At 64.4% G+C, this 19,668-nt stretch carries 22 protein-coding genes; 9 read left to right on the forward strand and 13 right to left on the reverse strand.

Going from position 1 to position 19,668, the window contains the following annotated elements:
• Window positions 1-106 precede the first annotated feature (106 nt).
• Complete coding sequence (locus tag ACEN9N_RS17035) at window positions 107-1,165, reverse strand: beta-keto acid cleavage family enzyme (protein WP_478179329.1); 1,059 nt, start codon at window positions 1,163-1,165, stop codon at window positions 107-109.
• Window positions 1,166-1,415: 250 nt separating this feature from the next.
• Between ACEN9N_RS17035 and ACEN9N_RS17040 the strand changes: the two genes are divergently transcribed.
• A complete protein-coding gene (locus ACEN9N_RS17040) occupies window positions 1,416-2,456 on the forward strand; it encodes an AraC family transcriptional regulator (RefSeq protein ID WP_413315703.1) in 1,041 nt (346 codons plus the stop codon).
• Window positions 2,457-2,547: 91 nt separating this feature from the next.
• Here ACEN9N_RS17040 and ACEN9N_RS17045 read toward each other — a convergent pair whose 3' ends face one another.
• Genes ACEN9N_RS17045 through ACEN9N_RS17055 form a run of 3 tightly spaced genes read right to left on the reverse strand, consistent with a single transcriptional unit; the run spans window position 2,548 to window position 5,499 of the window.
• Entirely contained in the window at window positions 2,548-3,606 is a 1,059-nt protein-coding gene (locus tag ACEN9N_RS17045) for a beta-keto acid cleavage family enzyme (protein WP_413315704.1), read from the reverse strand.
• Window positions 3,607-3,656: 50 nt separating this feature from the next.
• Window positions 3,657-4,499: a TauD/TfdA dioxygenase family protein gene (locus tag ACEN9N_RS17050; RefSeq protein WP_007836074.1), complete on the reverse strand. Its 843-nt coding sequence runs from the start codon at window positions 4,497-4,499 to the stop codon at window positions 3,657-3,659.
• Window positions 4,500-4,530: 31 nt separating this feature from the next.
• Window positions 4,531-5,499: a Bug family tripartite tricarboxylate transporter substrate binding protein gene (locus ACEN9N_RS17055; RefSeq protein WP_495654089.1), complete on the reverse strand. Its 969-nt coding sequence runs from the start codon at window positions 5,497-5,499 to the stop codon at window positions 4,531-4,533.
• 201 nt (window positions 5,500-5,700) lie between these two features.
• Here ACEN9N_RS17055 and ACEN9N_RS17060 point away from each other — a divergent pair, with 201 nt between their 5' ends.
• The 3 genes from ACEN9N_RS17060 to ACEN9N_RS17070 are packed head-to-tail and all read left to right on the forward strand — an operon-like array spanning window position 5,701 to window position 8,987.
• A complete protein-coding gene (locus ACEN9N_RS17060) occupies window positions 5,701-6,672 on the forward strand; it encodes a quinone oxidoreductase family protein (protein WP_495654090.1) in 972 nt (323 codons plus the stop codon).
• Window positions 6,673-6,679: 7 nt separating this feature from the next.
• A complete protein-coding gene (locus tag ACEN9N_RS17065) occupies window positions 6,680-7,690 on the forward strand; it encodes a YeiH family protein (protein ID WP_495654091.1) in 1,011 nt (336 codons plus the stop codon).
• 49 nt (window positions 7,691-7,739) lie between these two features.
• The gene (locus ACEN9N_RS17070) at window positions 7,740-8,987 is read left to right on the forward strand and encodes a porin (RefSeq protein ID WP_495654092.1); all 1,248 of its coding nucleotides are present in this window, start codon (window positions 7,740-7,742) and stop codon (window positions 8,985-8,987) included.
• 183 nt (window positions 8,988-9,170) lie between these two features.
• Here ACEN9N_RS17070 and ACEN9N_RS17075 read toward each other — a convergent pair whose 3' ends face one another.
• The 5 genes from ACEN9N_RS17075 to ACEN9N_RS17095 form a co-directional block, all read right to left on the reverse strand.
• Window positions 9,171-10,406 carry an FAD-dependent oxidoreductase gene (locus ACEN9N_RS17075; RefSeq protein ID WP_495654093.1) on the reverse strand — a complete coding sequence of 412 codons (1,236 nt, stop codon included), beginning with the start codon at window positions 10,404-10,406 and terminating at the stop codon, window positions 9,171-9,173.
• 74 nt (window positions 10,407-10,480) lie between these two features.
• Window positions 10,481-11,485 carry an AraC family transcriptional regulator gene (locus ACEN9N_RS17080; RefSeq protein WP_495654094.1) on the reverse strand — a complete coding sequence of 335 codons (1,005 nt, stop codon included), beginning with the start codon at window positions 11,483-11,485 and terminating at the stop codon, window positions 10,481-10,483.
• A 169-nt stretch (window positions 11,486-11,654) separates the two neighbouring features.
• Window positions 11,655-12,122 (reverse strand): DUF4259 domain-containing protein, encoded by a 468-nt coding sequence (locus ACEN9N_RS17085; RefSeq protein ID WP_495654095.1) that lies wholly within the window; start codon window positions 12,120-12,122, stop codon window positions 11,655-11,657.
• A 239-nt stretch (window positions 12,123-12,361) separates the two neighbouring features.
• Window positions 12,362-13,684: an amidohydrolase gene (locus ACEN9N_RS17090; RefSeq protein WP_007836079.1), complete on the reverse strand. Its 1,323-nt coding sequence runs from the start codon at window positions 13,682-13,684 to the stop codon at window positions 12,362-12,364.
• Window positions 13,685-13,771: 87 nt separating this feature from the next.
• Entirely contained in the window at window positions 13,772-13,975 is a 204-nt protein-coding gene (locus ACEN9N_RS17095) for a hypothetical protein (protein WP_413315731.1), read from the reverse strand.
• Between the two features lie 519 nt (window positions 13,976-14,494).
• On the opposite strand from ACEN9N_RS17095, the gene ACEN9N_RS17100 reads away from it, so the two are divergent.
• Window positions 14,495-15,454: an SDH family Clp fold serine proteinase gene (locus ACEN9N_RS17100; protein WP_495654096.1), complete on the forward strand. Its 960-nt coding sequence runs from the start codon at window positions 14,495-14,497 to the stop codon at window positions 15,452-15,454.
• Window positions 15,455-15,618: 164 nt separating this feature from the next.
• Here the strand turns inward: ACEN9N_RS17100 and ACEN9N_RS17105 are convergent, their stop codons facing one another.
• A complete protein-coding gene (locus ACEN9N_RS17105; protein ID WP_495654097.1) occupies window positions 15,619-16,389 on the reverse strand; it encodes an SOS response-associated peptidase in 771 nt (256 codons plus the stop codon).
• A gap of 89 nt (window positions 16,390-16,478) precedes the next feature.
• Between ACEN9N_RS17105 and ACEN9N_RS17110 the strand changes: the two genes are divergently transcribed.
• From ACEN9N_RS17110 to ACEN9N_RS17125, 4 genes are all read left to right on the forward strand, one after another.
• Window positions 16,479-16,919, forward strand: a complete 441-nt coding sequence (locus ACEN9N_RS17110; protein ID WP_495654098.1) for a hypothetical protein — start codon at window positions 16,479-16,481, stop codon at window positions 16,917-16,919.
• Between the two features lie 13 nt (window positions 16,920-16,932).
• Complete coding sequence (locus ACEN9N_RS17115) at window positions 16,933-17,253, forward strand: hypothetical protein (RefSeq protein ID WP_495654099.1); 321 nt, start codon at window positions 16,933-16,935, stop codon at window positions 17,251-17,253.
• Window positions 17,250-17,471, forward strand: a complete 222-nt coding sequence (locus ACEN9N_RS17120; RefSeq protein ID WP_495654100.1) for a hypothetical protein — start codon at window positions 17,250-17,252, stop codon at window positions 17,469-17,471. Before ACEN9N_RS17115 ends, ACEN9N_RS17120 begins: the two co-directional genes overlap by 4 nt.
• A 381-nt stretch (window positions 17,472-17,852) precedes the next feature.
• Window positions 17,853-18,107, forward strand: coding sequence for a hypothetical protein (locus ACEN9N_RS17125; RefSeq protein ID WP_495654101.1), 255 nt, complete (start codon window positions 17,853-17,855; stop codon window positions 18,105-18,107).
• A gap of 64 nt (window positions 18,108-18,171) precedes the next feature.
• Here the strand turns inward: ACEN9N_RS17125 and ACEN9N_RS17130 are convergent, their stop codons facing one another.
• The 3 genes from ACEN9N_RS17130 to ACEN9N_RS17140 are packed head-to-tail and all read right to left on the reverse strand — an operon-like array spanning window position 18,172 to window position 19,648.
• A complete protein-coding gene (locus tag ACEN9N_RS17130) occupies window positions 18,172-18,705 on the reverse strand; it encodes a hypothetical protein (RefSeq protein ID WP_495654102.1) in 534 nt (177 codons plus the stop codon).
• On the reverse strand, window positions 18,702-19,055 hold the full coding sequence (locus ACEN9N_RS17135; protein ID WP_495654103.1) for a ubiquitination-like system serine protease family protein: 354 nt from the start codon (window positions 19,053-19,055) through the stop codon (window positions 18,702-18,704). Before ACEN9N_RS17135 ends, ACEN9N_RS17130 begins: the two co-directional genes overlap by 4 nt.
• Complete coding sequence (locus ACEN9N_RS17140) at window positions 19,052-19,648, reverse strand: glycoside hydrolase family 19 protein (RefSeq protein WP_495654104.1); 597 nt, start codon at window positions 19,646-19,648, stop codon at window positions 19,052-19,054. Before ACEN9N_RS17140 ends, ACEN9N_RS17135 begins: the two co-directional genes overlap by 4 nt.
• Window positions 19,649-19,668 lie beyond the last annotated feature (20 nt).

A 19,668-nucleotide genomic window follows, 5' to 3' on the forward strand; every position in this document is an offset into this window, starting at 1 on the left:
GACGGTCAGGGCCGTGGTACTGGCCGCCGGGATCCGCAAAGGGCAGTCGCGCCCAATCCATCGGCCGACCAAACGGCACGTCAACAACTCCGGTGTACCTCATGCGTCAGGCCGGCTTGCGCAGGAAGCCCTGCTGGGCACCGTTGCGATTGGGCGCGAAGCCATTGGCCTGCAGCGTCTCCTCGATGGTTTCGTAAAACACGCCGATCTTCATGATCTCGCGCGCCTGCTGCGCGGTCGCAATGGGGCGACCGAATTCAGTCGAGATGCGCACCAGTTGCCGGATCTGTTCGACCGAGCTCATCTTGCCGGTGCGGGTCTGGTTCCACAGCACGTCCTCAATGCCGCAGCGCACGTGCAGGCCTAGGGCGATGCCGATCATGTTCACGGGCAGCACGTTGAGCACCGAGCTTTCCACCGTGACCACCGAGCCATCGGGTGCGGCGCGCAGGAAGTTGGCCAGGTTGTAGATGTTCGCCTGGTCCATGCCGCCGCTGATGGCCACCCAGTTCATCACCAGCGGGCCCTTGTAGACGCCGCGGCGGATCATCCGCTCGATGGTCTCGAAGCTGTTGATGTTGTAGCACTGGAACTCGCTCTGGATGCCCGCGGACGTGAGGCGGCGGATGTGCTCCTCAACCCAGCTGGGGTTAGAGGGCACGATCATGTCCTTGTACGTCGAATAGAGCCTCGGGTCGCCGCGCGACAGGCCCCTGAAGTCGTCCAGGCCGGCGTGCTCGGTCACGTTCATCTGCGTGGTGTTGACGGTCACGGTCACCTGGTCGGGGCGGGGCGTGAGTTCGGCCAGCATGTGGCGCGTGTCGTCGCTCAGCCACTTGGCCGCGGCACCGTCGTCCTCAGGCGCGAAGCTGATCGAGCCGCCCACCTGGATGATCATTTCCGGCACGGCCTTGCGCACGCCGGCGATCAGTTCGTTGAACATCGACAGCCGCTTGCTGCCCCTGCCGTCGGCCTCGCGCACATGCAGGTGCAGCACGGTGGCGCCGGCTTCGTAGCAATCGACCGCCTTCTGGATCTGGTCTTCCATCGTGACCGGGATGTCTTCCGGAAAGTCGGCGGGAATCCACCCCGGCGCATAGGGCGCGGCCGTGATGATCAGGGGCTGCTGGTTCTCGGGATACAGGTGGCCGTCGAGGAAGTTCATGGGGTTTGTCTCCGGTGGGAAAGTTGCTCTGGCGCCAAAAGTGTCTGGCGCACCCCGGAAAACTTCTTGCTCATTCGGGACTGCGACTTGTCTTTGCGGGACATTGAAACGGTCCTTGCGAAGACCGGTTTCGCAGTCTCCATCTGCACCAGACACTGAACGCCATGGCCGATCACAATCGGGCCATCATCAAGACACAGCAATCCAGGATCAGCCCCCGGGCGGGCACGGGGCTCCTGAAGAATCCACCATGAAGCACCTCGGCCGACTGATGCGTAGCGCGAGCCTCAGCGGCTACGTGGACCTGGTGCGCTCGCTCGGCCGGGACCCGCATGCCTTCCTGCGCACCGTGGGGCTGAAGGCCCAGTTGCTCGAGCACCCCGAGATGCTGATTCCAGGTGACGCCGTGCGCGAGCTGCTCGAGATCACCGCGCGCGCCACGCGCACCGAAGATTTCGCGCTGCGGCTCGCGGCGCAGCGCAAACTCTCGGCGCTCGGGCCGATCAGCGTCGTGCTGAGGGAAGAGCCCACGCCCCGCGACGCGCTCGACACGCTGGGCCGCTACCTGAAGCTGGTGAACGCCTCATTGAGCTTTCGCCTGGAGGATACGGGCGACATGGTCATCCTGCGCGAAGACCTGCTGCCCAGCCCCGGGCTGCCGATGCGCCAGTCGATGGAACTGGCCGTGGGCATCATGTTCCGCGTGCTCACCGAGCTGATCGATCCGCAGTGGCGGCCGCAGCAGGTCTGCTTCACGCACCGCCCGCCGGCGGACGTGTCGGCGCACCGCGCCTTCTTCGGGCGCCACGTCAAGTTCAACCAGGATTTCAATGGGCTCGTGTGCCTGGCGGCCGATCTGCGCAAGCCGCGCGAATCAGGCGACCAGGGCGCGGCGCGTTTTGCGCGAGAGTACCTGGAGGCGGCCCTGAAAGACCGCGGCGAGAGCACGCGCGAAGCCTGCCGTGAACTCATCCTCGCGCTCATGCCCGGCGGCGGCTGCACGGCGCAGGAAGTGGCGCGGCACCTGCGCGTGGACCGCCGCACGCTGCACCGCCGGCTCGAGGCTGAAGGCTTCACCTTCAGCAGCCTGCTCGACCATGTGCGCTCCGACCTCGTCAAGCGCCACCTGCGCGACAGTGACCTGCCGCTGAGCGAAGTGGCCGAGCTGCTGGGCTTCTCGGGGCCAAGCAGCTTCAGCCACTGGTTCCGCCACCACTTCGGCTGCAGCGCCTCGCAGTGGAGCAAGCAGACGGCCAGCGCGGTGGCTCAGGGGACGGTGCGCGCGTTCTGAGCCAGGCCTTCAAAGCGGAGGGCATGCGAAAGGCCTTCGAGCAGGCGCCAAAAGGCGCGCGTGACAGACCTCGTCATCACCACGCTCACTCTCAAGCCGCCTTGCGCAGGAAGCCCTGATTGGCGCCATTGCGATTGGGTGCGAAGCCGTTGGCCGCCAGCGACTCTTCCGCTGTGTCGTAGAAAACGCCGATCTTCGAGATCTCGCGCGCCTGCTGCGCCGTGGCAATCGGACGGCCGAACTGGCGCGAGATTTCCACCAGCTGTTCGATCTGCGCCACCGTACCGATCTTGGCCGAGCGCGTCTGGTTCCACAGCACGTCTTCGGTGCCGCATCGCACGTGCAGGCCCATGGCGATACCTATCATGTTCACGGGCAGCACGTTGCGCACCGAGCTCTCCACGGTGAGCACCGCGCCATCGGGCACCGCACGCACGAAGTTGGCCAGGTTGTAGATGTTCGGCGCGTCCATGCCGCCGCTGATCGCCACCCAGTTCATCACCAGCGGACCTTTGTAGACACCGCGGCGCATCAAGCGTTCGACCGACTCGAAGCTGTTGATGTTGTAGCACTGGAAGGCGCTCTGGATGCCGGCCTTCGTGAGGCGACGGATGTGCTCCTCGACCCAGCCCGGCTGCGCCGGCACCGTCATCTCCTTGTAGGCTTCGTAGATGGCGGGGATCTCGCGCGAGGTGCCCTTGAAGTCCGCCAGCTCGGCGTGCTCCGTGACGTTCATCTGCGAGGTGTTGACGGTCACCGTCACCTGGTCCGGCGTGGGCTCCAGCTCGGCCAGCATGTGGCGCGTGTCGTCGCTCAGCCACTTGGCCGCGGCGCCTTCGCTCTCCGGCGCGAAGCTGATCGAGCCGCCCACCTGAATGATCATTTCCGGCACGGCCTTGCGCACGCCGGCGATCAGTTCGTTGAACTTCGACAGCCGCTTGCTGCCCTTGCCGTCCAGTTCGCGCACATGCAGGTGCAGCACCGTCGCGCCGGCGTTGTAGCAATCGACCGCCTTCTGGATCTGCTCTTCCATCGTGACCGGGATCTCGCCCGGGAAGTCGGAAGGAAGCCAGCCCGGTGCGTAGGGCGCGGCGGTGATGATCAGCGGCTGCTGGTTTTCGGGAAAGAGGTGGCCGTCGAGGAAGTTCATGGCGTGGTTTCTGTCGGGTTGCGATGTAGGAAACGGAATCGATGGACAACTCAGTACGGCACGTCGCCGACGATGCCGGCGCGTTCCATCTTGCGCGGCGCGGGCCAGTAGTCGTTCAGCGCGTAGTGCTGCGTGCTGCGGTTGTCCCAGACGACCACGTCGCCGGCCTGCCACGACCAGCGCACCTGGTACTCGGGAATGGTGGCGCGGCTGAGCAGGTAGTTCAGCAGCAGCGCCGCGCCGGGCGTCTTGTCGATGCCGTGCCGCACGTTCTCGGGGGTGCTGTAGTTCACGAAGTGCGTGGTGAAGCTGCCCACGTAGAGCACCTTCTCGCCGGTCTCGGGGTGCGTGCGCACCACGGGGTGCTCCACGGGCGGATGGTCCTGGCCCAGCTTGAGGCGGGCTTCCATCGGCATGACGGCACCGAACGAATGCTCGATAGCAGCCTTGGCGCGCAGCTTGCCGATCTTCTGCTTGATCTCTTCGGGCAGCTCGTCGTGCGCCTGCACCATGTTCACCCAGATGGTGTCGCCGCCGATCTCGGGACACTCGATGCAGCGCAGCACTGCCCCCATCGCCGGCGCTTGGCGCCACAGGCCGTCGCAGTGATAGGTGTTCTCGTAGCTGTGCTTGTTGTCGCTGCGGTAGATGCGCACGAGGCCCGGGTGCTCTGGGTCGCTGCCGACCACGGGGTGGTCTTCGAGCGCGCCGAAGCAGCGTGCAAAGGCCGCATGCTCGGCGCGCGTGATGTCCTGTCCGCGGAAGAACAGCACCTTGTGCTGGAGCAGTGCGGCGCGGATCGGCGCAAAGCGCCCGGGGTCGCGCGAGGCCTCGCCCAGGTGGACGTCCGAGATTTCCGCGCCGATGGAGGGCGTGATGGGTCTGATCTTCATGAAGGGTCTCCGATGAAATGGCGAGCGAAGCTCAGTTCGCCTGGATGCGGTACTTCCTGACGATGGCGGCGTTGCGCTCCGACAGCGCCTTCGTCTCGACGATGAGCGCGGGCGTGTCGACGCTGAGTTCGGGCTCCAGGCCCACGTCGAGCAGCTTCTGCTGCACGGCGGGCGACTGGCCGGCCTTGCCGATCACGGCGTGCAGCTTCGCCAGCACGTCGGCCGGCAGCTTGGCGGAGCCAATGAAGCCGACCCAGCCGCGGAACTGCAGGTCGGGATAGCCGAGCTCGGTGGTGGTGGGCAGGTCGGGCAGGAAGCGCGAGCGGGTCTTGCCGGTGAACGCGTAAGGGCGCAGCTTGCCGGCCTTGATGAGCGGCATCGAGGTGAGCATGCCGTCGAACATCAGGTCAACCTGGCCGCCCAGCAGGTCCTGCAGCGCGGGCGGCGAGCCGGGGTAGCCGATGTGCTGCAGGTCGAGCCCCGCGCGGTCGCTGAGGATCAGGCCCGCGTACTGCGACACGGTGCCGGGGCTGTAGCTGGCGAAGCTGGCCTTGCCCTTGCGCGTCTTCAGCTCGGCGACCAGGCCCTGGAAGTCCTTGGCCGGAAAGTTCGCGGCCGTGACGAGCACCACGCCCGAGCGCGCCACCGAGGCAATGGGCACCACGTCCTTCAGCGGATCGAAGGGCATCTTCACGACCTGCGGCGTTTCAGCCAACACGTTGCTCGCCGCCATCACGATCGTGTCGCCGTCGGCCGGCGCCTGCAGCATGGCCTGCAGGCCGATCGATCCGCCGGCACCGGGGCGGTTCTCGACGATCACGGGACGGCCGATGTCCAGCGCCATCTGCTGCCCGACGACGCGGGCGACGATGTCCATCGTGCCGCCCGGCGGCGCGGGGACGATGAGCTTGACGGGCTTGTCGCCCAGCGCCCAGGCCCCGAGGGCCATCGAGCATCCGACCAGCGCCACGGCGGCGCGTACAAAGTGCAGCAGTTTCATGGGTTGTCTCCGGTTTTTTCATGCGGGCCTCGGTGGGCCAACGCCGCCAGTATCCGGCGCACTCCGCTCGCAGTTCTTGCTTAATTGGGGCATCAATTTGCCGATTTGGGACATCGCCGAGACCACACTTCCCGACGTTGAAACGCGCCGCAAGAATCCGTTCCATCCCAGCCCCACACGCATCGCATCAGGAGACGCACCATGAACCAGGCCATCCGCTTCCACGAGACCGGCGGCGCCGACGTGCTCAAGCTCGAACACGTCGAGGTCGGCGAACCCGGCCCCGGTCAGGCGCGCGTGCGCCACAGCCTCATCGCCGTCAACTTCATCGACATCTATTTCCGCACGGGGCGCTATCCGCTCGCGCTGCCCAACGGCCTGGGCTCCGACGCCGTGGGCGTGGTCGAAGCCGTGGGGTCGGGCGTGACCGACATCCGCGTGGGTGATCGCGTGGGCTACCTCATCGGGCCGCAGGGGGCGTACTCGCAGGTGCGTGTGATGCCTGCCGATGTGCTCATTCCGCTGCCCAACGGCATCTCGGACAGCACCGCCGCCACGCTGATGATGAAGGGCATGACGGCGCAATACCTGTTCCGCCAGGTCTATCCATTGAAGGGCGGCGAGACCATCCTGTACCACGCAGCCGCGGGTGGCGTGGGCCTCATCGCCTGCCAGTGGGCCCGTGCCATGGGCGTGACGATGATCGGCACCGTGAGCACCGACGAGAAAGCCGCCGTCGCCAAGGCCAACGGCTGCACCCACACCATCGTGACCTCGCGCGAGAACATCGCCCAGCGTGTGCGCGAGATCACCGACGGCAAGGGTGTGCCCGTGGTGTACGACTCGGTGGGCAAGGACACACTGGAGGCTTCGCTCGATTGCCTGCAGCCGCGCGGCACGCTGGTAAGCAACGGCACCTCTTCTGGCGCCGTGGTCCTCGACACCAAGCTGCTGGCTGCGAAGGGCTCGATCTGGCTCACGCGGCCGGCGATGGTGCACTACATCCATCCGCGCCCGCACATGCTCAGCATGGCCGACGAACTGTTCGGCCACGTGCTGGCCGGCCGCATCGTGAGCGAGCCGCAGCAGAGCTTCGCACTGGCCGACGCGGCCGAAGCGCACCGCGCGCTCGAAGGCCGCAAGACCACCGGCGCCACCGTGCTCGTGCCCTGAGGTTTTCATGATCGCCTTTTCTGTCGCCGCATGGCCGGCGCGCGGCCGCCTGCTCTTTCCGGGCACGCTCGCCTGCGCGGTGGTCGCCGCCGCGTCCACCTTTTTGTCGCAGCACTACGGTGCGCCGGTGATGCTGTTCGCGCTCATCCTCGGCATGGCGATGAACTTTCTTTCGGCCGAGGGCCCGTGCAAGCCCGGCATCGAGTTCACCGCGCGCCACGTGCTGCGCTGGGGCGTGGCGCTGCTCGGGCTGCGCATCACGGCCGCGCAGGTGGTGGCGCTGGGCTGGCACCCGGTGCTGCTGGTGGCGGTGTCGCTGGTGCTGACCATCGGCGTGTCGATGGTCGTGGCGCGGCTGATGGGCTTCAACGTGCTGTTCGGCCTGCTCAGCGGCGGCGCCACCGCGATCTGCGGCGCTTCGGCCGCGCTGGCGCTGGCCGCGGCGCTGCCGCCGCATCCGCTGAAGGAACGCGCCACGCTGTTCACGGTGGTGGGCGTGTCGGCGCTGTCGACGCTCACGATGATCGCCTACCCCCTGATCGCACGCGCCCTGGGCATGGACACGCACACGGCCGGCGTGTTCCTGGGCGCCACCATCCACGACGTGGCGCAGGTGGTGGGCGCGGGCTACGGCATGTCGCAGGCCACGGGCGACACGGCCACGCTGGTCAAGCTGATGCGCGTGGCGGCGCTGCTGCCGGTCATCCTGTTCGCCGTGATGTTCACGCGTGCCACCGGCAAGGCCGTGGGCGGCCAGCGCCCGCCGCTGCTGCCGTGGTTCGCGGTGGCGTTCGCTGCGCTGGTGGCGCTCAACAGCACGGGCTGGCTGCCGTCGGCCCTCGCCACCGCGGGCAGCGACCTGTCGCGCTGGTTCCTGGTTGCGGCCATGGCCGGCATCGGCATGAAGACGCAGCTGCGCGAGCTGGTCGACGTGGGCCTCAAGCCGGTGGTTCTGATGGTCGGCGAGACCGTCTTCATCGCCGCGCTGGTGCTCGCGCTGCTGCGCTGGGCGCCCTGACGCACGACGACAGAGACGACAACACACACAACAACCAGGAGACAAGACCATGAAGAAGAAGAAGAAGACCCTCGTCGCCGCCGCAGCCGCGACCCTCGCTGCCGGCGCTTCCCTCGCCCAGTCCTCGCTCACGCTGTTCGGCGTGATGGACGCAGGCGTGAGCCACTACCGCACCACCAGCAGTTCGCACAACCCGCTGCGCTCGGCCGAGCTGCGCCAGAGCCAGACCGTGCTGTCGCCCTCGGGCAATGCGTCCAGCCGCATCGGCTTTCGCGGCACCGAAGACCTCGGCGGCGGACTGGCCGCGAGCTTCTGGCTCGAGGCGCCGCTGAACAACGATACAGGCGGCGGCATCACGAACTTCGGACGCCGCTCCACGCTCAGCCTCAGCGGCCCCTTCGGCGAACTGCGCCTGGGTCGCGACTACACGGCCTCGTTCTGGAATGACGCGGTGTTCGACCCCTTCAGCGTCAACGGCGTGGGCACCAACCTGATCGCCGTGGTCAACAGCAACATCGCGGCCTCGCGCGCGCTGGCCACGGGCAGCCTGCTGAACGGCGGCCTCTCCGCAGGCACCGACAGCTACCTGCGCACCAGCAACGCCGTCAGCTACTTCCTGCCACCAAACCTGGGCGGCTTCTACGGCCAGGTGCAGTACGCGCTGCACGAGAACACCAAGATCAGCAACACGCCCGACAGCCCCTCCAAACGCGGGCGCTACGCGGGCGGGCGCATCGGCTGGGCCAGTGGCCCCGCCGACGTGGCGCTAGGCTACGGCGAGAGTACGCTGGCCAGCACCACCGTACAGAGCGAGAAGATCAAGAGCCTGAACCTCGGTGCTTCGTACGACTTCGGCGTGGTGAAGGTGTTCGGCGAATGGTCGCGCGTGCGCGACGTGCGCAACAGTGCCGCCCCGTTCGCCAACGGTTCGTTGCGCCTGGCCGACCGCTACGACGGCCTCATGGCCGGCGTGAACGTGCCTCTGGGTGCGGGCATGCTGCGCGCCTCGTATGCACGCGTGCGCTTCGTCAACGGGCTGCATCTGCCAGACGGCAATTCGTCGGTGAACAAGCTCGCACTCGGCTACGTGCACAACCTCTCCAAGCGCACGGCGCTGTATGCCTCGGTGGCGCGCATCCACATCGCCAACGGCCGCAACAACCCGACCGTGATGGGCGTGACGCCGCTGGTGCTGAGCCTGCCGGCGATCTTCCCTCAGCCGGGCTACGCGACCACCAACGGCATGCAGCCGCACCGTGCGCTGGGCTACGACGTGGGCATTCGGATGGCGTTCTGAGCGCCTGAAAGCGACGGCGGCGCCCTCCGCATTCCTCCTAGCCATTGCCGCAGACGCTGGTAGGGCTGGTAGGGAGCAGGTCAATTCAGCACGTCGTCCTCCGATTTGGGATTCGTTCGGCACCAGTTGGGCCATTGCGAAAGTGCTCGGTGCAAGGAGTCGACTTGTTAATGCGGCTTCCTTTTAATTCTCAAGAGGAGAGGAAATGAGGTGGACTTCGGGCGCGCCGAGCCGCTCCAGCTCGGCATAGAAGTGGTCCACTCGCTCCTGCGCATGCTCGCGCAAGATTCGATCGCGCTGTGCGCAGCTGCCAGTCGTTTCCAGCGCGCCGGCTTCGCCCACCTTGCGCGAGGCCTCCTGCACAAAGCGGCACATCGGATGGCGCAGATTCCCAAAGCGCTCCAGCAGTGAATCGGTGTCCAAGCCTTGGTCAAGCAGCTTGCCGAGCACCACGGCATCCTGAACAGCCATCGTGCCGCCCTGGCCCATGAATGGGGTGGACGCATGTGCCGCGTCTCCGACGAGCAGTACTCGTCCGGCATGCCATGGCAGCGGCAGGGCCATCTCCTCCACAGCGGTATAGATCACCTCGGCCTGGGCGCCGAGCTGACGCAAGAACTGGCGAGCAGGGCCGCCAAATTCGGCAAAACGTTCGCGCATGAGATCCGGCCACTGGGAGCGCTCGTAGTGAGCCCCGGCGGGTTCGGCAACGGTCCCAAAAAGGTAGAGGCGGTCGTGGCTGATCGGCATGATGCCCAGGCGTTTGCCCACGCCCATCATCATGATCTTATCGGTGAGCCCGACGGGGCGCGCATGCACGCTACGCCAAACGCCCAGTCCGGTGTACCGCGGAGCAACCTCGCCAGCCACCCATTTGCGCATCTGTGAACGAATGCCGTCGGCACCGATCACTAGATCGAAGTGCTGCGTGCTGCCATCGGACAGCGCAGCCTGCACGCCGTTGGCCTGGGATTCAAGACTCAGCAGTTGCGTATCCAACTGCGCCTGTAAGCCGAGCCCTGAGAGCCGCGCGGCCAGTACGCGATGCATGTCTGCTCGCTTAACGCCCAGGATCGGAGGAACGCCTGCCGCGGGACTCGGGTAGTGCACATCGACAATGTGCTGGCCCTGATGGTCCATGTAGACGTTGCGACCGCCGGTAACGGAGAAGCCCGCATCAAGCACTTCATTCATCACCCCAAGCTCGCGAAAAGCCTGAAGCCCGTTGCCGTATACGAAGATGCCCGAACTCTGGAAACGCCAGACGCTTTGCTTTTCGATCAGTCGCACGCGCACTCCGCGGGACGCAAGCGCGATCGCGACGGCACAGCCGGCGATGCCGGCGCCAACGATGAGGACATCCCTTACGGCGTTTTCGATCTGTTTACTGGCGTGATGCTGCGGATGGGTCGTGGTCATGTGGGGAGATACCGTGGAGTGCCGACGGATTCTCGGCAGCGTCACCGCGCCCCACAACCTCCGGAACGCCGGGTTCAGGAACCGACAGTACGGCGCCGCACATACGCCGTGGGTGTCTCGCCGGCCCAGCGGTGAAATGCTCGGGCAAAGGACTTGTCGGAGTCGTAACCCACAAGGGCCGCGACCTGCGCAAGGCTCTGGCGGCTGTTGCACAGGCGCTCGGCGGCCAGCGCCATTCGCAGGGCGCTCAAATAGTCCATGGGCGTCACCAGAAGGCAGCGCCGGAACCGCTCGTTGAACACGGTTCGCGAGACCAGGCCGACCTTTGCCATCTGCTCCACGGTCCACTTCCGTGCGGGATCTGCGTGCAGCTGCTGAAGCACACGCGCGAGCGCGGGATCTTGTAGAGCCCGCAGCCAGCCCGATGGCGTTCCCTTCGCGTCGGTCAGGTGACGACGCAAGACGTGAACCAGCAGAAGATCTGCAATGCGCGCCGCAACGAGTTGCCATCCCGGCTGCTGCGCGAAAGTCTCGTCGATCAACGACTCGGCGGCCATCGTCAGTGCTGCCGTGCCTGCGGCATCCTCCTCCCGAATGATGATCAGGCCGGGAAGAGCCGCAATAAGTGCTGCTTCGCCCAAGACCGGCATCCACAGATGGAGTGACAGCAGTTCCGTGACCGGCCCCTCGCCGTCAAGGGTGAATGCAAGCGGGTGTTCGCCATGTCGCCCGATCAAATGGTGTGCGATCAACGGGGCGAAAGGTTGCGCAGCGACGTCGGGCGCCGACGAAACGGTATGGGCACCACCGTTTGGCAGCACCACAACATCTCGCGGGCCGACGCGTTCGGGCTCCGCCCCTTCCAATGCGATCCAGTAGGGGGCGCCACGCGCCAGGCGAATCAATAAACCTTCAACCCCGCGCGAACTCAGCGCCCAAGGTGCTGCCAGGGTGAAGCGGGCCGTCGCTGCCCGCTCTGACCTGCAGGTGGCGAGCACTTGGCTGAGAACATCAGGCACTTGTCCAGGCGATCCGGGATTGCGGTCAATCGATGTCCCGAACTTGGGGCTGGAAGCCATCGCATTCATCCAGTCACGCCTGCACGCCTTGCGTCCAAGGCCTCCACAAAGAAGCTATCGAAATCGCGATCATTTTTTCCTCGCTGTCCCAAGACGGTCAACGCGCCGACTGGGCATGTCGAGTGTCAGCTATGTGCTGCCATGTTCAACGTCGCCTTGTGGCCGGCTGCTACCGCTGCCGTTCGAGCCTCGTCGCAAGCTGGCTGATTCCGGCAGCCCATCGGTTTGATTTGCCTGCGGACCATAGTTGAGCGAGTTCGGAAGATCTGACGTCCGAAACCCGAGTGATGGCTTGTCGTGCACGGGGCGCCAATGCGCGCACCTCGGGTGAGCGCGCCTTTGCGAGACATGGCGCGGCGTCTGCGCTGGTCGTGGCAGGCCCCTTTCCGTCCGCACTGGCGATAACTTCGGCGGCGGCAACAGCAACAGAGCCCGCATCGGCCTCAAGATAGCCAGGACGCAATGCTGCATCGATCGCTGCGGCTATCGTGTCTGCCCCCGCAGACCTCGAGCATTCAATCAGCCAGTCTTGTGCATCGTCGTTATCAAAGGGGCCTTCACCCCATGCTCCTGCACTGACCGAGAAACTCATGACTAGCGCGAATGCCGCCACACCCACGTGCTTCAGGTTGTTCACTCGATTCCTCCGTGCGTTTCATTCGGCCGAGCAGCTCGTGTCCTGTGACTGCGCGCATCGGATTCTGACCTAAGCGCGAGTGATCAGTGTTGGCCGACTGTAGCCGGTCGCGGAGAGGCCGTCATGACGAAGGTCTGGTATTGCAGACGAGGCCAATCGCCAATTCTTGCGCCGTGACATCGGCGTTCTGCCGACGCCATGTCGAAGACTACGGTCGCCGGCGGCAGCCGCACGCCGAGCTACTTGGGTGCCATGGTGGTGAGCACGGCCACGCTCATGGCCTCCACACTCGTCTTGATCGATGGCTCGGGCACCGGCGCGAAGAAGGGCGAGTGATTGAAGGCCAAGGGCTTGCCGCCGGGCTTGAGCGACGCCATCACCTCTTCGGGAGAGAGCACGCCCACGAAGAACATCATCGATGGCACGCCCGCATTGCCGAACTCGGAAAAATCCTCGCTCGCGGTGATGGGCCGAACCTGCACCACCTTCGGGTCGCCGAACGCCGTCTTGAGTGCCGCCGCCGTCCGGTTGACCACCGCTTCGTCGTTGACCACCGCAGCCCCGCCGGGCACCAGCTCGACCGTCGGCTCGGGCGCACCGCCCATCATCGCGGCCGCGTTGGCCGTGCGGCGAACGCCGGCCAGCAGCTTCTCGCGCACCTCCGGCTGGTAGCTGCGGATGGTGCCGCGCAACACCGCCGTGTCGGGAATGATGTTCCCCACTGTGCCGGCTTGGACCGCACCGATGGTGACCACGCCGAACTCGGCCGGGTCCTTCTCACGGCTCACCACGGTCTGCACGTCAGTGATGAAACGGGCGGCAATCGCAATCGGGTCGATCGTCTTGTCCGGCGCCGATCCATGGCCGCCGCGGCCTTTGAAGGTGATCTCGAGCGAGTCAGAGTTAGAACTGATCGCACCGACCTTGTAACCGACGAAGCCATAGGGCGACGGCGAGGTGTGCAGAGCGAACGCGAAGTCGGGCTTGGGAAAGCGCTTGAACAGGCCGTCGGCAAGCATGGCCTTGGCACCTGACACGGTTTCCTCAGCGGGCTGCGCGACAAACATCAGCGTGCCCTTCCACTGATCTTTCATCGTGAGCAGCGTGCGCGCGGTGCCGACCCAGCTCGCCATGTGGATGTCGTGGCCGCAGCTGTGCGCCACGAAGGTCTCGCGGCCGTTCGATTGGGTCTTGGCCTTGCTCGCGTACGGCAAGCCGGTCTTCTCTTCCATGGGCAGCGCGTCGAGTTCGGTGCGCACGAGCACGGTCGGGCCTGCGCCGTTCTTGTAGATCGCGACGAGGCCCGTGCCGCCGACCTTCTCGGTGACATCGAAACCGAGCTTGCGCATTTCGCCGGCCAGCTTCGCAGCCGTTCGCACTTCCTGGAAGGCGATCTCCGGATTGGCGTGCAGGTCTTTGTAGAGCGTGTCGAGCGAGGGGTACATACCGTTGACGACAGGCCCGATCTGCTGATGCAGCGACGTCTGTGCGCTGGCGCCCAGCGCCAGGGTCAGCAAGGCAACGGCGGACAAGGTGCCATGACGAAATGAACGGGAAGACATGGAGGAAGAAGCCCTATATGGAAAGAAGATAGACACCAGCCATGCCAGTGTGGCCTTCTTCACGCAAGCTTCGAGCCCGGGATTGCCCTAGACATCAAAGCCGATCCGCAGTTCCCTTTTTTGCGACAGCAGGTCGCGTTCAAAAAATTCGCCACTCACACAGGACAGCAAGGCACTTCGCGTACGTGGCGTGCATGCAAGGCATGCCATCGCGCGCCTCCCCCCAAGCGCCAGCTTCCAGTCGACCTCAACAAGGCTGGATGTCAGCACGCCCTCCTTGGCGCCGTCCATATTTTTTTGCGTGCCTCGCCCCCCAAGGGCAGCCGACTCGCGGAAGCTGGCGATCGCCGCTGCACGATGGCCGTGGCGACGTCTGCCTGATCGACTGCACCAACGGAACGCTGGGACGTGGCCCTCGCCCATGGTCAGAGCAACGTAGCCGACAACATCTGCTTGGCGAGGGGAAAGCAGGGGACAAGACCTATCCTTGCGAAGGCCGAGGCAATGCACTTTGTACCCAAGTTCGACCGTCAATCGAATTGGTAGGAACAATGGTGTAAGAAATAAAAAAGCGCCCCGAAAGGCGCTTGTTTATTGACTTCTTGGAGGAGAGGGAGGGAGCAACATGTCCAGTCTTTGCAAGCATCCCCGAGCAATTTCTACATGGATGCCTACAAGGATGCCTACACATCGATTCGAATCCTTGTCTCACGGAAGCAACGCGGAACTTTCCCTCAGAAGACCGGCAAACCTCGACATAGCGCGAAAATACTATTGTGTTTCTGAATAATTCCCTCTCAAATCGCGCGCATGGATATTTATGTTTACGCCGGTCAGATCAACCTCGCTGGCTATCACGCAGTTTGCGAGCAGCTGAAAAAAAGACAATCGAACAATGCTCTTTTAGTCTTGGGAACACCGGGCGGGGATCCACACGCCGGCTTTCGAATCGCCCGTGCCTTTCAGCACGCCTACGGCGAGTTTTCCCTGCTGGTCCCCCGGTACTGCAAAAGCGCGGGAACACTTATTGCAATCGGGGCCAAGACCATCTACATGGCAGATATGAGCGAGCTCGGCCCCCTGGACGTTCAAGTCAAGAAGAACGACGAATTAAATGGTTTTAATTCGGGACTGGACATCATCCAAGCCGTCAACAATCTACAGCAGTCGGCGATGAATGCGTTCCGGTCTTACCTGAACGAACTTCACAGTCAGGCAAGAATCTCCACCAAGATAGCGGCTGACATCTCAACCAAATTGACTGCAGGCCTCTTCGAACCGATTTTTGCGCAGATAGACCCCATGCGTCTTGCCGAGACGCAGCGGGCGATGGAAATCGCTTTCGCCTACGGCACGCGGTTGAACGAGAAGAGCGGCAACCTTCGCGCCAACGGACTGGCAGACATCGTCACCAAGTATCCATCGCACGGTTTTGTAATCGACCGAAAAGAAGCCCGCAGCATCTTCCTCGACGTGCAGGAGCCGCCCGGTGTACTATCTCAAATCAGCGAAGCTCTCCATTCGCAGATGGATGCCGGTATCGATAGCGCTTCCCCTTCAGTCGCCTATATCCCCCCAGCAGCCTCACCAGGAGCAGACCATGACACCGCACAACAGCCAGACCACCCTGAAGGAAGCAATCCGCCAAGCGGGCATCCGATCAGCGGAGGTAGCGCGGCAGAGCATGAATCGCCCAACGTGCCTGCCGCCAACGATCCCGTCCCCGAGGTCCCTGCCGTTGCCGCCGCTGCCGGCGAAGGATCTGTCTGATGCCCTTCGACAACTAATGGCATCCTGACAAACAAGCCCGCATCGCGGGCTTGTTGCATTTCAGGGGGTGCACATTTCGATTCCTGTCGAAAGCACCAGCAAGCCCTTGATATTCAACAGCTTTCTATGCTCGGGACAAGCACTCAGCCGAATTTGGCAGTACCTCAGAACGGCAATTCCCCTTCGTCAGCGCTAGAAGGCGCCGCCTTTTCCTCTCGAAGTTCCTGCGCTGCTACAGGCCCCGCGTCGATCTGATCAACCGGGATCAGTTCCATCATCTCCCGTGCCTCCTCCGGTTCGCAGATCAGCCAACGGTCGAAGTCATGCTCCTCGATTGCCACCAAGGAGCGCTTGTCTTGCACTTCGAGCGGCTTTTTCGTCGTCTTGTCGATTTCGGGCTTGTGCATCCGGGACATGATCGGATGCAGGTTCGCGTTGATCGTGAGCATGGTGTAGCTCTCCCACACCTTCTCGGTCTCCAGATCCTTCCAGGTGCTCCACAGGCCGGCCAGGCCCCAGAGGCGACCGTCCGCGCGCCGGAAGCGCCACCATTGGTTCTTGCCCGCCTCCCAGTTCGGCTCGTCGAAGCTCCAGGCCGGGATGATGCAGCGTCGACTCAGCTTCCATGAGTCCTTGAAGGCCGGCTTCTTCTCGATGCCGGCGAAGCGGGCATTGTGCGTGGCCAGCTCCCTGCCCTTCGTCTCGCCCTTGCGCGGCGGTGCGGTTGGGACATGGCTGCTGGACCACGACGGAATCAGAGACCACTGCCCTACGGCGATCTCGCGCTCGTACTCCGTTTTGTCGACGGCACGACGCATGAACGGCCCGGTGTACATCGGCCGCATGCTGCGCAGCCAGCGCTCCGCCGAGCGGGCACCGATGTACCAGGCCGCCTCGATCTCGCGGTCTTCGGGGGAGATGTAACGGGTGCACATGGTGCCCAGATTCTGCGCTTGGGAACCTGTTGACGGCCGAATACCTGAGGCGGATACTGTATTTTCATACAGTTCTTTCGGAGACCATCATGGAAACCACCGCCCCCGAATTCTCCCCCGACTCCCCATCTCAAACCCCCGATCGTCAGCACAGGAAGGACTGGATCAACCGCTTTGCCGCTGAATGGCAGACCCTGGCAAACGGTCGCATTGACGTGGAGTACACGACCATGGACGCCATCACGCTGCAGCGCGTCGTCGGCCACCGGCTGCCTGAGGAGGTTGCCCGCCAGCACTTCAACTCCTGCACCGGCGCCGACTCCCCGCTCAAGCGCGCGGAGGAGAAGTTTCAGTCCCTGGCCGTCGAGGTCGGTCTTCTCGATGCTGGCCAGCCGCTTTCGAAGGAGGCGTTGGACTTCGCCTACGGCGTGGCGACGCTCTGCGCGGGGGCCGCGGATCGCTTCCGCGATGCTCGTGACGGCTGCGCCGGCGACCACATCCGGGCAATGTATGGACCGGTGCCGTTCTGAGGTCAGATGCTCGATGTTCAGCACCGTTTATCTCCTCCGCGAAGGGGGCAGCAAGCTTTCCACCGACGTGGTTCGTTCGCGCGGCGTGCCCGGCTGGCTTGAGGTCAAGAAGAACGGCGGCTGGCCGGAGTGGCACGCGAGGTTCTACCCCGAGCGACCGCTGGAGGGACAACACATCAACCCCCTCTTTGAGATCAGGAACATCCGACTCGTCCAGATTGAGGGAGGCATTCTGCTTTCTGGCTTCGAGCGGCCAGTAAATGACCCGCAGCGCCCTCAGTCTTGGTGGTGCGTCCCGTCCCCCAGGGAGCAGCCCGCGACAATCAGCCCATGAGCCAACCAGATTTCTTTCCCTCTCAGACCACCACCCTCTTCTCGCCGGCCTGGTACAGCGACCGCGTGCACGAAGAATGCGATCTGCCGCTGGCGCCGGGCGACTACAAGGTCACGCCAGGGCACGGCACCGAGCGCTGGACGGTCACGTCGCTGAAAGACGGCACCACGATCTACAACGGCATCGGACCTGTGGAAATTCGGCGCACTTCCCCCTGATACAATCGCGGCACGCTCAGACCTTCTGAGCAGTGCCTGGCCAGGCAGCTGAATCTCACACCAGCGCGTCGAAGTCACTACGACGAGAAAAACAATAATGACTTCATGCAAACGAATTTGCCGTAGCGTGGACCGCGTAAGAGTTCACGACCACATTCTCAAAGCCGCCCTCGAGGCGGCTTTTTCATGGGCGGCCCGCAGTTCACTCTTGTTGACTCTCGCCTGAGCAATTCTTCACGCGGACGGAGCGGGCCTCCGCGGGAGAATCGAGGCGCGACTGCCTCGGCGATCGCACCTCCCCGGGGCCGCCGAACATCGGCCCTCTTCACCCGCTTCGGCGGGTTTTCTTTTGCCCGCAGCGCTCGCCGCGACAATGCCAGGATGACCACCCTCTACCTGCAGATGACCGAGAAGCTCTCCGCGCACTGGAGAGCGAACAACAACGCATACCCGCAGAAGTTCGTGCTGTCGCCGGCGCTGCGCGACACCTACCTGGGCGACCTGCGCCTCCTGAACAACAACGTCGGCAAGACAGTCACGATGCCAGACAAGCACATGGGCGTGACCATCGAGGTCGACGAGGCTTCGCCGGGCGTGATGGTGGCGGCCGATGGCACCGAGGTCGCACTGCAGTAGTCCAAAACGACAAAATACCCCAGCTCGAAGGCTGGGGGTGATTCGTTTGCGGAATGGAACGGGTCTACGGAGGCGCCAGCAGCGCGCGATCGTTTCTCACGGTGCCGAGCAAAAGCTGCACTTCGTTGTCTCGCCCCTCAACAACGAGTCGACCTCGCTCAAGAAGCTCTCGACTTCTTGCAGCCATGGCTGCGAGGACTGCGGATCGATCCGCGACACGCTGGCAGGCAGCGGGGTCGCTACGGGCTTGGTCCCGATCACGGGCGGCGAAATCGATGTATTGCTTGCGCACCCGGTTGCGCTCAGCGTCAGCAGCGCGGCGATCGCGCTCCAAGATTGCCAGCTTCTTTTCGTAGGCATCAACGTTTCCCTGTTGAGTTTGAGCATGCGCAGCCACCAGGGCGACGGTGCGCTGCAGATCCCTTAGCGCGGCCAGCGCTCGAGCGGTGTTTTCCTTGGCGCGGTCAGCCTTCTCGGCGGCCAGGTCAGCACGTGCGCCGGCGACGCGTGTGCGTTCGATGCCGGCGGTGGCCAGCGCGGCCACGAGCGCAAGGCCAAGAGCCCAGAGCGCGCCGGTCTTGAGGTCGGGCAGGATCATGACCCCACCTCCGGCAGGTCCACGGTCTGGCCAGCGAGCGCATGCGTGCAGTCGGCGAGGAACTGAATGCGGCCATCGGTGACGAACGAATGGCACACCATGCATTGGAAGTGGCTCGGTCGATCCGGGTGTTTCGCGTTGTAGGTGCACCAGCAGCTGTCGCCGGGCTTGTGGCTGGCCGCGAAGTGGCCGCTGCGCACAAGTACAGAGGGTGTCAGCGTCGGCACATCATGCGAGCCATTCCAGCCCCAACGGCCTGGGCCGGTGCTCACCGCATGCTTCTCGTCGCAGCCGGGGCAATGAAACCACGCGTAGTGCGGGTCCGTTGTGGAGGGGTGGGCCAGCCTCATTTGCTCAGCACCTTGTAGGCGCGCGCGGTGGCCGCCTTGCGCTCGGCCAGCTTCAGCCGGGCCGCACCGTTGACGCGCCCGGTGATGTCGTAGACGTCGCCCCGCTCCGCAGCCGGCAGGCATCCCTTGTAGGCGGCGAAAAACCAGCACGCAGTCAGCGCCGCATGCTTCGGCTGCAGCACCAGCGACGGGTCGCCGACGTAGTCGAAGCCCAACGCATCGCTGGCGGCGCGGTAGGCGTCGAGCCAGGTGAGCTGGATCAGCCCGCGACCGTGATAGCCCTTGTAGCGCAACTGGCTCAGGCCACCCGGGTTGCGCACGTAGTCCTCGGCGCGATGTGTCCCCTTCACGAACAAGCTGGGGAAGACCGCGCGCAGCCGATCGGGCGTTGTGTAGTAGAGGTCTTCCTCGACCACCGCGAGCGGCCCGTCGCGGCCTTCGGACTCGATCGCCACCTGCCCGAGCAGGCATGCCGCGGCGCTCGCGGACGTGATGGCGAACCGGTCCATGCCGTCGCTCAGCGGCCAGGCGTAGCGCTCGGCATTGGCGCGCGTCGCGCCCGTGCAGTCGATGAGGGTGGAAACGTCGATCATGCTTTTCACTCCATTGCCGC

The sequence above is a fragment of the Variovorax sp. Varisp46 genome (assembly GCF_059491885.1).